Here is a 13,277-nt window from a genome sequence, read left to right on the forward strand (position 1 = left end):
GAGACTGAATACCAAGGAGTTTGGGAAACAATAAAATTTACCGCGTCTTGAACGGCGTTTGCGGCTATAGGCGTCATTGTTCGCTAATTTTCCAGGGAAATTACCTGACCGGATCGGCAAACTGCCTTCATCATTGCTCTCCTTGACTTACGACAACCATAACTAATCTGCGGTACATCATCAAAGCCATGATGAATACGCATGTTAGCCCCAACACGGCAGGGAATAGTACGGTTGTCACTGAATAGTGTTCAAGCGCCATAACAACGAATAGATTGCGGATAGCGAATAAAGCGTAAAAGTTTAACGGCTCGGATTGCGGCTGGTGATAGGCCTTGCGAATCGTAGGGCCGAAACCCAGCACATCCACTGTGGTGAGAATGACAACCGCCCAGAGCGGATCCGAGGTGAAGTACCATAGCGGTAAAGAAGATAATGCCGCCACCAGGAAAACTCAATCTGTTTTTGTGATCGTCACATCCCCTCGCTTTGCGAAAGCCAGTATGGCAATGAAGATCGTAAGAACCCCCGATACCCCGATTGGCCAAGCCCCAGCGCCGCCCTTGTTATTAAGTTGCGCCAGAAAAACCACGAAGGTGGTCGTACCCCAAATCACCCAAGAAAATACATGCGGTTTGGTTGCGCCTTTTAAAATGGAATATATGTAAGGAGCCGTCGCCAAAAACGTCAACGCGATGGCAACAATGCTCAATAGCTCTTTGTACGGTACGGCTTCCATTGTTCCTATTGCCTTAGGCCTTGCTAAAACTCGCGCGCTTTTTGTTCGTCATTTTTGAGCAATTCGTTACGCGTTTGTTTATCGAATCCGAACATGTTTGGATACTCTGCTCTCCAGTAGACGAATAAGGATGGGGTCCATGCGCTCGTAGTTATCAGGGATATCCAGAGAAATCAGCCTCTTATTTTTGAGGAGGTCGCGGTACTTTTTTTTCACCTTATTCCGGTGCGACTTTTCCATAACGAACACAACATCTGCCCACTCGATGAGATCGCCGCTCAATGGCGTCTCCGCATCGGCGTTGGTACCGCACCCAATCGCCTCGACCCCCTCGTATCGCGAGAATATCTCTTCTCCGGTTGGGCTTCGCAGCCTATTCTCACTACAGACAAACAGTAGCTTCATGTCGGACTCATGTACACGTAACGATCAATCTCAGCGACGCGGTTCGTCTTCGTCCGCTGGAACGCCTGGTCCAGGCATAGCACAGACCCAGTCATGCAGATAGCTCGTCAGCAAGCGCACGAAGCAGTTTCGCCCCATCCCCATGCCATGCGCTACCGTGCATGCATGCAAGCGTTGAAGGGTTTGTCGAGGCCAGACGCTCAAGCATCGCACGAGCATTCTTCGTGTGCGAGAAGTAGTCCATCTCGTGACGGAATGCCTCGCTCGGTCCCAGGATGTCCGACTCCGTGATAGGCGGAAGATCAGCGCCTTTCTGCGTGAACAAGTCGCCACATAGCAATGTGGACGTTAACTCTTCTGTCAAGAAGCCGCAATCCCACGCGTGCGGTAAATGCGGCGTATCGAACCAACGCACAGAGTGCATTCCCAAGGTGAGCAGTTCTCCGTCGGCAAGCGCACGGGGTGCCCGATCAGCAAGGTCATTAACCGATACCATGGCAGCAACTGCGCCGCACAGGGGTACCGACTGCGGAGAGATGGCGAGCCATTCGTTGAGCGATCCGCATTCGTCAGCTTCGACATGGGAAAACGCAATGTAGCGAAGGCTCTCGACCGCTAAAACGGTACCGACCGCTTCACGCACCAATGGAAACAATTTTCGTGGGCCGGTGTGGAAGAGCAATGGTTCATCGTCCACGATGAGGTATTGATTGAATGAGAACCCACCTGCACCTTCGATCACAATTGGCGTGTTGATGCGATAGATCCCATCGGCAATTTCATGCACGTTTGTACCGGATTGCTTGTTCGTAATGGTCATCAGATTCTCCCGGACACCGATTCAGTCACAGTGACGCTAAGCCCCAAAGCTTAATAAATAACAAAACTTCAAAAACCGCCATGAGGCGGCACGTCCCCTTTGAGCGCCATGTTAGAGCATCCGTAAGCCGCTGTACACAACGTAAGCGAGATTGGCTACTGCCAAACCGATCAGTGTAAAAATGGTAACTTGCATTCCCAGTATGCGATAACGAAGGCTTTCGGTCAGCAAGCCCCTTGCATGCAAGATGCGACTCACGAGCACGGCAATACTGCCGGAATGCACGAGGACTGCATGAGCCCCGCTTAATTCAAGCAGAACGAGCAAGATGAGAGAATTGGGGATATATTCTGTTGCATTTCCCTGGGCTCAGATCGCAGCCTGGAGTTCAGGTTCGCCTCCATCGCCGAGACGCACTTTCTTTTCCCGGCGCAACTTTATGACCCGAAGCGACAACCAGACAATTAATAGTGCCAACATCGCAGCATACAAAGAACTTATCATATTTCCTCCCAGTGATGTTCTAATGATTAAACTCAGGCGGCCGCTGCCGCATAGCGACAACAGGAGCGAGGCAGCGGGTCATCTGAAGTACCGTGTTAGCTTTCATGCTTTTCATATCCATTTTCGCCTGGCCTCCACTTGAACTGAAAACAGGCATCTTCTATTGTCTTTTGCGCTGCCTCTAGGTGCCAAGTATAGGTTCATTACTGCCAGCGAATACGCCAAAAATTGAGGCCACCGTCAGCGCGGACAATAGTATCCGAAGCGCTTGTCTGCTATTCATCCAGTTCACTTGCATCGTTGCTAAACATAAAGAAAAGCTAACCGGGCGCGGCACGGAAAACTGAAAAATAAAACCGTATTATAAACGCGCTCCGGTTAATCGTTTTGCTAGAATTAATTTTACTCTGCCCCCAGTTATTTGACCCCAGTTATTATTGTTTAATAGCGCAAGGTCATTTTCAGCTGCTGCCTTACATCAGGCAAGCGCAAAAATTTGCAGCTAACGGCGAGGGAGAGCCTCGCCATCAAGGCTGATTGACGAAATTTCTATGTATTCAGAGCTGAAATCACATTTTTACGCGCATATAAATGATAAAAACCACACTTTTACGCGCATAAAAGTGTAAAGTGATCTATAGTATTGCCCAGTTAAAAAATTATGGGGGTCAGACCTTACGTTTGACGCCAACACTTCCTTTTCCCCCTGTTTTACTGCGCGGCTCAAATCAGCATAGTTCAAATCAAAATATTCGCTCATTTGTGCAATTGCGGTAGATTATTTATTGAACACCTGCCTCTAACCGTTATATGGATCAGTGCTCTTGCAAATTCAATGCGTAAAGGCTTGACCATTTAGCTTTCTTGTTGATGTAAGTTGAGCTTAAAAATAGAACAAAAGGTCCGAACGTCAATTTCAAGGCCTGACCCCTTTCTTCGTGCAAGTTAACCGGCATACAAGGCTCTTCGGCACTAGAGCAAACCAATATCGTCATGCCTTTGTACTTTACTCAATATTTGCCGTTGAGGTGGTAACGGGTAGTAAAAGCGCGCTGCCCTTCACTGAGATGCTCAAAATCGAATTGAATTAAAGGTATCGCGTCAAGTTCGTCATTGGCGTCTAAGTCTTTGAAGAAATAGCTAACGCTCGAAAAGATTACCTTCACAAAGTCTCAACTGAAATCTGCGAAAACCCGACATAATGCGTTTGCCCTGGAAACTCCACCAGATAATTGGCGTTTTCCGCGAAACTATGGTTGCTTTGCAGGCTGGCGAGTAGCACATTCAATTTAGTCCACAGGTCTTGTTCATACTCGGCAAACTTGATGGCGGTGGGAAAGGTATTTTCGAAGAAGCAATCCGCCTTGGCCTTGCGATAGGCCACCACCAAGTCTTCGAGGGTTAGGTTCTGCCAGCCGGTAAATTTTGCCTGATAGCTCATATTCAATCCGTTGATTATTTAACTGTGACTTGGCCGTTCATTAGCATGGGGAGGAGCCAGTCGCGAAGTTGTATGAGCTTTTGACTCTCGCGAATATTGCCATTAATTGCTCTATGCAAAGGCCGAACTTTGTCATGAAATTAGGGGGGGGTCAGACCTTACGTTTGACGCCAACACTTCCTTTTCCCCCTGTTTTACTGCGCGGCTCAAATCAGCATAGTTCAAATCAAAATATTCGCTCATTTGTGCAATTGCGGTAGATTATTTATTGAACACCTGCCTCTAACCGTTATATGGATCAGTGCTCTTGCAAATTCAATGCGTAAAGGCTTGACCATTTAGCTTTCTTGTTGATGTAAGTTGAGCTTAAAAATAGAACAAAAGGTCCGAACGTCAATTTCAAGGCCTGACCCCTTTCTTCCTTTCATCTTCAGACTCAATGTGGCGCCAACAGATGTATAGCCCACGAATTTGGCAATCATCGATAAAGAACCCATCTGGCCCGGTGAAAGCGTCAATAATTGGCTTAACGCAATTATCGATGTCAGCTTTAGCATCAGTTTCGAATCTGCTTTTTGCGGGAAGAAGCCACGCTACGTTCAGTATTAGCTCGCCGGTTAGCAAATACTTGATATCTTTGAATTGGCTTCTGATCGATTGAAGATAGGCCTCGCGAACATCTTTCTTTGACTGTACGGATACCGGAGATCCCATCAGTGTGAACTCGGCTTTACCGAATGGAGACGGCGCTTCCCCTTTTTTCACCAGTTCCAATTCTTCCATTAATTCATCAGTCATTTCGGATTCGTCTTTCAGGCATAATGGCCGAGTTGATAGGCAAATTTGCGTGCATAATGGATGTAGCGTAGCGTAATCCGATTATGCAGGCCAATTTGGCCTGTCGAACGATTGGTTCTCAGGGAGCGAAGCGGACTGAGGGCCATTCGTTCGACAGGTTTCCTGTCAACTCGGCCATTCTCAGGGTGCGTAGCGCAGCGGAGCACCCTGAGAACTATTGATTCCCAGGCATATCTGCCCACACAAGTTGATATTACCGGTATTTTCAGGCACTTTTGCCTTGATATTTGAAAAACTGCGCATAGTTGCCTCGATAACTTGATATTAGCTGACAATCCATGCAGATTTGCCCGACTATTAAATTGCCGCTGACTTTAGATGGTACTGTTTTCGAAGTCAAGTTCAAGTTCGCAAGCTCTACCGGTTGTGGCGTGCGAAAGATCATGCGTCTCAAGCATTATTCCCTGTATACCGAACGGACTTACTGCGATTGGATCAAGCAATTCGTCAAGTTTCGCCGAATGACGGAAAGACAATCCTTATTTGAACACAGCGAAGCCAAATTCGAAGCCTTTTTGACTCATCTAGCAACGTAGTGTAATGTCACCGGACCTTCGTTGGCATTTAAAAGACGAAAAACGATGCCAGCATTTAGACCTACTACATCGCTTAGCAATAAAATTCCCTATTTTGAATGATCGGGTTTAAAAAAATTGGCCTTATTTCATTCTGATCAATTACGCTCGGTCATGGACAATTGCAGAAAATACTCAATTCCGATCCCGTTAACCCAAAAGCGTGCTGATTTGATTTGCCATTTAGTTACATCCAGATACGACACCATTAAACAAAAATTCAGTTAACTGTTATGAATCTTATAAGTTATGTTCCTCAGCCAAATCGCTTACTGTTGGTTTGGCAAGCGCCGGAAGGCAAGTCTCGTAAAAGATTTGTTGTCGGTGAAATACGCTTGGAGGGCAAGCATTATACGTTTCGCTATTTGGCTAATACCAAGGATTTTGCTGATGCCCGTATCGAAGGATTTGTTTGCTATCCGGCTTTTCGCAAACTTACTCAAGAATACAACGAAAGTGTTTTAGAGACGTTTTTGCGTCGTGTGCCACCTAGAAAACGGGGAGATTTTAATAAATATCTCAAGCAATGGAGGTTGTCGCCCGAAGTGGATATTTCTGACTTTGCATTGCTAGGTCATACAGGTGCAAAATTGCCTAACGACGGCTTTTCGTTAATAAGTCGATGGCATCACCGCACCCAATGAGTTTTATATTGAAGTGGAAGGTTTTCGTTATCAGAGACCAATCGCCTTAAAAGACATTTCGGTTGGAATGAATGTTGATCTTGTTGCTGAACCGGAAAATGAGCATGATCATCAGGCCGTCAGAATTGAAGCCATGGGCAACAAGATTGGCTACGTTAATAAAGTCCAGAGTCCGGCATTTATACGCTGGTTACAGGACGACAATACCATTACTGCTGTAATTGAACGTATTAATGGCACTGAAGAGCGGCCTTTGATTTACATTTATGGCCGTATTGGTGCTAAGGACATCAGTCAGATTGTGGCTTAACGAATAAGTTTAGATTTTGTGAGCAACGCGAATCATAATCTGAACCGTTTGTTGATAATAGCGAGCAAAATCTAAACGACCTTGCCTTCTTTGATAAATTCGCGCTGGATCGCGGTTTCCAGTCTTTTTAGGTCGAGCCTTGTGCTTTGCGCTGCCATGATTTCAACCGCGCAATAATGCGTGACATTTAAAATGCTTGCGCCCGACAACTCGTAACGGTTCGCTACCTGTCGCCAATCGATGTCGACATGGACCTCGAGCTGTTCGGGAATCGTTTTCCGCCAGATCTCGTAGCGCTCAATCGCCCCGGGCATTGGAAAATGAATAATAGCCTGGAAGCGACGCACGAATGCTTCATCAATATTGGCCCGTTGGTTAGAGGCCAGGATCACTAAGCCGTTATAGTTCTCGATGCGCTGCAATAAATAAGCGACTTCTTGATTGGCGTATTTGTCGTGGGCATCTCGTATGTCGGTGCGCTTGCCGAACAAGGCGTCGGCTTCGTCGAAAAACAAGATCCAATCCTTGTTCTCGGCCTTGTCGAACAGGTGCGACAGGTTCTTTTCGGTTTCGCCGATGTATTTCGATACGACGCGCGACAGATCGATGCGAAACACGTCCTTGCCGGTCTGCTTGCCGAGCAGCGTTGCGGTCAACGTTTTGCCTGTGCCGGGCGGTCCGTAGAATAACGCTCGATAGCCCGGCTTGATTTTTTTCTTCATGCCCCAGTCTTGCAGCAAGGTATCGTTGTGCTCGATCCAATGTTCGATTTCGCGTATTTGTTTTAAGGTCGACGGCGGCAATACCAAGTCGTCCCAATCCATTTCGGTTTCGATGTATTCGGCCGGAAAATCGATGCTGAAGCGAGGTTTGCTGACCGAGCCGAGCGTCAGCCATTCGACGATTTCAGGGTCCAGCACCAAGCGCCCGCTCATGATCGGCTCGCCTTCGGGTACCGGATCGAGCCGGAGAATTTTTTGTTTCGCGAACCAATGGTCGTCGCTGAAGATTTTTTGAACTTCGAGACGTTTTTCCAGATCGTCCCCGGCCAGAATGAATTGCGTGGTTTCGCCGGTCGGTAGAATGCCCCGATGATTGGCACCTTTGACGCCGCCGAATTCGGGGAAATCGCCACCTTCGGGAAGAAACTCGGAAATCAATTTGTTGAAGAAATGAGGTTGGAGGTGAGGAACGATAGCGAGTAACAGTGCAACAAACTCTTCCAAGCTCGGGTTGTATTTTTCTATGAATTCAGTCAACCACGATTCACTGTTATATAAATTCAACGATTTTATTTCAATCTCCGAGGGTTTTTTAAGGCGTGAATATAGGCAATCTTCAATAAAGGATTTCAACCATTTAAGCGCTATTTCAAGGTTAACGATGTCTACGTTCATTGAGTCATTTCATTGAATTTTATTGAGGATAAGGCCAGTAAAAAATGCCGATTTTTGCATGTGCCTAAGCACCGCATCCCTACTCAGGTCAAATCATATGGACTTGGTTAACATCGGCAGGGTTGCCATGGTACGCACAGCGTACCCTACAGGACTCGCTTCCACCGCTCCAGCGTGAGAATGCATACCGATCTTGTCTCGGCAGCGAAGGTATGGATTTCCACGGAGGACCGCTCATCGTTATACATAAGTATTGAATTACCCTTTTGCAATCTTAGCCAATGAGGCCTCGATACCATTTATTGTCGCTTAACACTCTCGGCCTCGAAATCGCGATCTGGGGATCGCTCCCACAAAGTATTCGGCCGCTTGTGGGAGCGACGCCTTCGTCGTCCCTCACCTAACGCTAGGTGAGGGAAAGCCATTGACTTTCAATATCCACTGATTTTCCAAACAGTACCGTTCCCAGGTATTCGATAACCTCTGTTCAGCACCTTTACCGGTACTTGTGTATAACGGCGAGCGCTGGACCACGGGAACTAGAAATCTTTTAGGCTATATCCCAAATTCCCGTTTGGGACATTCTGACGACAAGCTATGGATTGCCGGTTTCGATAAACTGGAGTTTCTCGGACTGCATTCCCAAGCAATGAGCAGGGGGAATTCGCGGAAGACTTATCGGAAAAAATGATTTTCTGCCTAAGCGATTCATCATGCCCCCGTTTTCACCCAAACGATCTTCAAATTTTTTGCATCAGGCCGATTTACTAGACTCTCAAGCATGGCTTGTTCATCCGGCTTTAAGTCTCTCGGACAAATTATCGTGTATTCAATTTGAGGTCCTGGCCCATATTTGCTTATCAAAGTCTCGATCGTATTAGGAATTTGAGCAAGCTTATGTCTTACCGGTCCTCCCGATTCCCCGCTAGTATCGGTCAGGTCGCGAATAGTTGTCACCTCAACCGCAAACACATGCGAAATTTTTCCTTTGCCACCCGGTTGTTTGATTTCAACACGGCCCTCCGGTCGCGGCCGCCGGCTTCCGACACGAAACGCTTTTTGAGTCTTGAATCTCGCCATATATTGCGCGGATTCCAATTTTTGATCGCTAGTCGTAATAGGAACTCCGGTTCTTTCTTCCCATTCGGGAATCAATTCTCCCAAAACTACATTTTGCATAGCGCCTCGTTCATATTCCGCCCAATCGTGTTCTGCCGGCGTCAATCTTTCCTGAACATCTTTTGAAACACCTTTTGATGTAACTTTTACCGAAGCCACTAACGGTCCGGAAGACTTCGATTTAGAAACTTTTCTTGAATTAAGCTTTGGATTAACCTCCCCACTCACATAACTGGTTTCCGAGTCTTGATTTTCCGACGCCTTGACGAGTGTTAGTGAGGTCAACTTGTACTTCTTTTTGATAGAAATTAGCTTTTTATCTAACCGTTTAGTACTAATCTTTGGGTTGTCGAGTAGAATTTCCGACTCTCGAATAGCCGACTCCAAATCTCGTTTTTTCTCATTTTCAGTACGCTTGTCATCCTTTTTCCCGAATAGTTTTGAAAACAAAGCTTTCGCCCTACCTACAATCCAGCCAATCAACTTATCGAGTGCCTTATCAATCGGCACGCGAACTTTATTGATCACGCCCAAGACTTTGTCGGCGACTTTGCCGAAACCGGCGAAGCCGGCGAGAAAACTGATCGCCAGCGACAATATGCCGGCTAGTACCGATTCGACACGCTTGGCTGCAGCGCCGATGTTGCCGGCGGCGATTTGTACGATCGAACCGATGAATGCGGCGCCGACCTGCGCGATTTTCGACAATTTCTGCACGACGACCATCACCAGGTCGTAGATGGACAAAATCGCCGATATGAAACCGGCACCCGGTATAAACATTGAAACGATTTTGGGAACAGCCTTTTTGACGACCATGTCGACAACCATGCTGATAATTCCACCGATCACGGTGTCCTTGAGATCCGAAAGCTGATCCTTGATTTTATCCCATGCAGCAGCGGGCCCCTGTGTGACCAATGTCTTGACGATGTCAAAACCGGTTTCGAGAGCCTGAACGGTTTTTTCGCCTAGCACCTTAACTAATTTGACGCGCATATTTTGCCAGGTCAATCCCAACACCGAAAATACGAATTTGGCAATCTCGCCCAGCGCGAACGAAGCCGGAATATAAACGCCCGGCAATGAACCGGTTAGCCATTCGAATAACCCTTTTTTGAGATGTCCTAGAAAATTGCCGGCGAATTGTTGGAAACCCAATTTACCGGCCGCCGCCAAATTACCGACGAAAGGTAAAGGATTTTTTAGAATCGCTTTCAGTGCACCGCCGGTACGCTTGACGATACCCATTACGCCGGGTTTAACGGTGTCAAAAATAATCTCTAGAAGATTCCAAACGGCGCTGCCCGCCCAACCGATGAATTGGCCCGCGAACGAGCCGAAGACCTTGGCCAGTTTACCGAACGCGAGCGGAATCAGAATAATATCCTTGATTTCCAATGCCTTGAACGCGGCAATAAAAAGCCCCGGAATTTGCGCCGCGAACGTTTTGACCGTTTGCATCGACTTTTTGAACCAAGCCATGCAGCGCGGTACCGCATTCGCTTCCTGAATTTTGGCCCAGACATCGCCCTGATTGATCAGATTCATGAATCCGCCAATCAACGCCTCGGCATCGTCCGGAGCCTTGTCGCCGGTAATCGGATCCTTACCGAGTACCGAACATAACAACGGATAAGCATTCGTTTGACTGCGCGCAAACTCGGCGATTGGCTTGAGGATCGCATCCTTGATTAAGTCGGCAATACCGCCGACGAGACCGGCGGCAAAAGATTTCACTCGGTCTATCGGTCCGGTAATGAGGCGCTTGCCCTGCTCCCATACAGCATCCAGGTTTTTGATATCGGTAATCGATCGCTCTTTGATAAATTGTTTAACGCTTTCCCAAATACCGCTCCCCATTTCCTTGAGTGCATCGAACTGTTGGTAAACCCAGTCGCTTATTTTCGAAAAGATTCCGTGATTATCCAAGGCCTGGTTGATAACCGGGCCGATTCCGGGCAGCAGACTGATGACTCCCCTCATGATGTTTCCCGGACTGCGATCGACAGCCGCGCCGGTCACCGGGTTCATGCCAATCACCACGGTCAACATCGGAAAGCCCGGAATCAAGGCTGCCTTTCTTGCAATGAAATCCCTCGGATCAGGCAAGAAGCCGCGCTGAAGAGCCGGCGGAGTCGCGGTCGTCGTGACCTGCGGGCTGCGCTGCACGGCGGCGCCCTGTTGTATCGTATGGGTTAGCTCGTGTGCGAGCAGTTGCTTGCCTTCGCCGGTACCGGGCCGGTATTGGTCGTGGGAAAAGAATATGTGATTACGGAAGGTGAATGCCTTAGCGCTCAATTGATTGCTTAAGCCCCCGGATTCAGCATCTCGATGAATCCGGACATTGCTGAAGTCGGCACCGAAGCGCGGTTCCATGAAGCCTCGAACATCGCCGGATAACGCCTCGCCGCCTGTGGTTTTATTATGAATCGCCGATTGGACTTGACTACTGACACCGGGCGCGCCGTCACCTTTGCGCTGCAGTTGTTCTTCTTCTTTTTTCCGGATCTCTTCGTCGGGTAATTCGGCTTTCTGCAGTTCTTCTTCGGGAGCTTTAGCCCTTTGTAAGGGCTTTTCCTCTTGCTTTTGCAACTTGTCTTCAGGAGCCTCCGCCTTTTGTAGTTTGTCTTCAGGCCTTTCAGCCTTTTGCAGTTTTTCGTCTTCTTGCTTTTGTATCGCTCGCTCGGGCTCTTCGGCTTTTTGGAGTGGTTCTTCCTCTTGTTTTTGGACTTTTTCTTCGGGAAGCTCGGCTTTTTGCAGTGGCTCTTCTTGTTTCTGAACTTTCTCCTCCGGTAATTCCGCCTTTTGCACTCGCTCTTCCGGCGCCGGCATCTTCATGACCTTATCGGCCATGTTATCGGCCTCATTTTCGAATTTGTCGCCGGGCTTGTTGGCCGTCATTTTCAATTGCACGGCCGGCGCCTTCGGTTCGTTCGCGGCCGCAAAAAATCCGCTCGAACCGGCCTTGGCAAAAAAAGCTTGATTGGCCGGTTTCGAAACAGTGCCGGATGATTTTTTTACACCGGTTTTCATAGGCTCCACTCCACCCAAAGCAGGTTTTGCATCCACGGCAGCTTAATCGTTGCAATGTTCCAAGGCAGGCTATCGAGTAAAATATCGCAGCTTCGATATTCGACATGCAGTTGCCAGTCGCCATCGCCGCGCCGGAGCAGTTTTCCGGGCCTCAGAATAAACGTTGCTCGTAAACTGTCGATCGAGGTATTTCGTAATACGTCCCAATGTTTCACCACGGCAGTCAATAATTCATCGGCTTCGCTTCGTTCTTCGAGATTCAGCTTCGTAAGTGTTTCAACCGGCACCGGCAAGTCGATATTGCACAGTACTTTGGGTAATACCAAGTCGTATTCGTGTGCAACCGTTTCTGCGGTTGACAGATAATGCAAAAGCGCCAAGGCCCTGCCGGTTTTAACGATTTTATAGTCTTGCAAACAAGCCGATGCGGTAAACAGTTGCGGCAAAAATGGATGCAACAGCACCAGACCGGCATTATCGACATAAACGCCTTCGGCGATGTCCGAATCATCGACCGGAAACAATGAATGTGCTAGCGGCTCGACTTCCTGCCGATGTGTCGCAGGTGTTTGAGACCGTGACGCCGAATCGCTTCGCCGAGAGTCTTGATGTTGCCACTTTACTTCAATATGTCGATCCGGCGCGTAGTCTGCGTCGTATCGGTCTTTAACAATTGCGCCTATTTCGTTCAGCATCGTTTGACTAACGGCTTGACCCGATGACAATATGACCAACAGATTCTGCACAACCGTTCTTAAGCGGTCGTCTTCGGCAATCGCGGGCGGTACGGAATCCGTTAAGCCTTGCCGTATTTTCTCGAAAACGACTGCGGTTTCCGGAAAATAGCGAACTAACAAGCGGGCAACGAAACCCGTCGAAAACTGCCGAAGCAAACGGACTCTAGCTGCATCGTTCCGTAAAACTCCGATCAGCGCCTTGCTGAAATGCCGGCCACCCAAGGCGGACTCGTTATCACGCCAGTTTTCGGTCAAAACCTGTTCCAAATTTTGACCGGCCGGCAAACGGAACGACCAAGGCAAGCGGCCGGTCATCAAAAAAAACAACAGGGCATCGTTTACGGTTTGTTGTCTCGATTGCCGATAATTTCCGCCGCCGGCAATTAGCGCCCTCGAATCGTCGACATTCGAAGCGCTAACATCGGCTAAGGCTCGTTCCAGATTGGCAGCGATTCTTTTCGGTAGCTCGCTTTCCAGTTGCGCCAATTCGAGGCTTCCGACATCGATCGACAAGCGGTCGAGATACAGATAATCGTTCGGCGACGAACAACGCTCCAAAACACTGTCGATGGTTCGAACGATTTGGTCGTGAGTCAAGCGAGTCAATAGGCGTTGTAATTCGACGCCGTCCGACTCGGAGCCGGTCGTTTCGGCATCGAGCGCATAGCATCGAATCACCGCGTTCATCAGAG

At 48.2% G+C, this 13,277-nt stretch carries 13 protein-coding genes and 1 pseudogene; 3 read left to right on the forward strand and 11 right to left on the reverse strand.

The window, feature by feature from the left end; translation table 11 throughout:
- Window positions 1–130: 130 nt before the first annotated feature.
- The 8 genes and pseudogenes from ACINK7_RS10945 to ACINK7_RS10980 form a co-directional block, all read right to left on the reverse strand.
- A complete protein-coding gene (locus ACINK7_RS10945; protein WP_404361378.1) occupies window positions 131–445 on the reverse strand; it encodes a hypothetical protein in 315 nt (104 codons plus the stop codon).
- 9 nt (window positions 446–454) lie between these two features.
- A complete protein-coding gene (locus ACINK7_RS10950) occupies window positions 455–739 on the reverse strand; it encodes a hypothetical protein (protein WP_404361379.1) in 285 nt (94 codons plus the stop codon).
- A gap of 78 nt (window positions 740–817) precedes the next feature.
- Window positions 818–1,144 (reverse strand): low molecular weight protein tyrosine phosphatase family protein, encoded by a 327-nt coding sequence (locus ACINK7_RS10955; RefSeq protein ID WP_404361380.1) that lies wholly within the window; start codon window positions 1,142–1,144, stop codon window positions 818–820.
- A gap of 91 nt (window positions 1,145–1,235) precedes the next feature.
- Entirely contained in the window at window positions 1,236–1,964 is a 729-nt protein-coding gene (locus ACINK7_RS10960; protein WP_404361381.1) for an MBL fold metallo-hydrolase, read from the reverse strand.
- Between the two features lie 111 nt (window positions 1,965–2,075).
- Window positions 2,076–2,321 (reverse strand): annotated as a pseudogene (locus ACINK7_RS10965) (MAPEG family protein); the annotation flags it as partial.
- Window positions 2,322–2,333: 12 nt separating this feature from the next.
- Complete coding sequence (locus ACINK7_RS10970; protein ID WP_404361382.1) at window positions 2,334–2,468, reverse strand: MAPEG family protein; 135 nt, start codon at window positions 2,466–2,468, stop codon at window positions 2,334–2,336.
- A gap of 1,162 nt (window positions 2,469–3,630) precedes the next feature.
- Complete coding sequence (locus ACINK7_RS10975; RefSeq protein WP_404361383.1) at window positions 3,631–3,909, reverse strand: hypothetical protein; 279 nt, start codon at window positions 3,907–3,909, stop codon at window positions 3,631–3,633.
- A gap of 399 nt (window positions 3,910–4,308) precedes the next feature.
- The gene (locus tag ACINK7_RS10980) at window positions 4,309–4,707 is read right to left on the reverse strand and encodes a RusA family crossover junction endodeoxyribonuclease (protein ID WP_404361384.1); all 399 of its coding nucleotides are present in this window, start codon (window positions 4,705–4,707) and stop codon (window positions 4,309–4,311) included.
- A gap of 338 nt (window positions 4,708–5,045) precedes the next feature.
- On the opposite strand from ACINK7_RS10980, the gene ACINK7_RS10985 reads away from it, so the two are divergent.
- The 3 genes from ACINK7_RS10985 (at window position 5,046) to ACINK7_RS10995 (ending at window position 6,296) form a co-directional block, all read left to right on the forward strand.
- The gene (locus ACINK7_RS10985) at window positions 5,046–5,303 is read left to right on the forward strand and encodes a phage integrase N-terminal SAM-like domain-containing protein (RefSeq protein WP_404361385.1); all 258 of its coding nucleotides are present in this window, start codon (window positions 5,046–5,048) and stop codon (window positions 5,301–5,303) included.
- A gap of 272 nt (window positions 5,304–5,575) precedes the next feature.
- Window positions 5,576–5,986, forward strand: a complete 411-nt coding sequence (locus tag ACINK7_RS10990; RefSeq protein ID WP_404361386.1) for a hypothetical protein — start codon at window positions 5,576–5,578, stop codon at window positions 5,984–5,986.
- A gap of 7 nt (window positions 5,987–5,993) precedes the next feature.
- The gene (locus tag ACINK7_RS10995) at window positions 5,994–6,296 is read left to right on the forward strand and encodes an HIRAN domain-containing protein (RefSeq protein ID WP_404361438.1); all 303 of its coding nucleotides are present in this window, start codon (window positions 5,994–5,996) and stop codon (window positions 6,294–6,296) included.
- A 71-nt stretch (window positions 6,297–6,367) separates the two neighbouring features.
- Here the strand turns inward: ACINK7_RS10995 and ACINK7_RS11000 are convergent, their stop codons facing one another.
- The 3 genes from ACINK7_RS11000 to ACINK7_RS11010 form a co-directional block, all read right to left on the reverse strand.
- A complete protein-coding gene (locus ACINK7_RS11000; protein WP_404361387.1) occupies window positions 6,368–7,693 on the reverse strand; it encodes an ATP-binding protein in 1,326 nt (441 codons plus the stop codon).
- Window positions 7,694–8,404: 711 nt separating this feature from the next.
- Window positions 8,405–11,848: a DUF4157 domain-containing protein gene (locus tag ACINK7_RS11005; RefSeq protein WP_404361388.1), complete on the reverse strand. Its 3,444-nt coding sequence runs from the start codon at window positions 11,846–11,848 to the stop codon at window positions 8,405–8,407.
- On the reverse strand, window positions 11,845–13,272 hold the full coding sequence (locus ACINK7_RS11010) for a contractile injection system tape measure protein (RefSeq protein WP_404361389.1): 1,428 nt from the start codon (window positions 13,270–13,272) through the stop codon (window positions 11,845–11,847). The genes ACINK7_RS11005 and ACINK7_RS11010 overlap by 4 nt, the downstream gene beginning before the upstream one ends.
- Between the last annotated feature and the right edge of the window lie 5 nt (window positions 13,273–13,277).

Origin of the sequence: Methylotuvimicrobium sp. KM1, assembly GCF_044788715.1 — a bacterium.
In the GTDB taxonomy this organism is placed as follows: Bacteria; Pseudomonadota; Gammaproteobacteria; order Methylococcales; family Methylomonadaceae; genus Methylotuvimicrobium.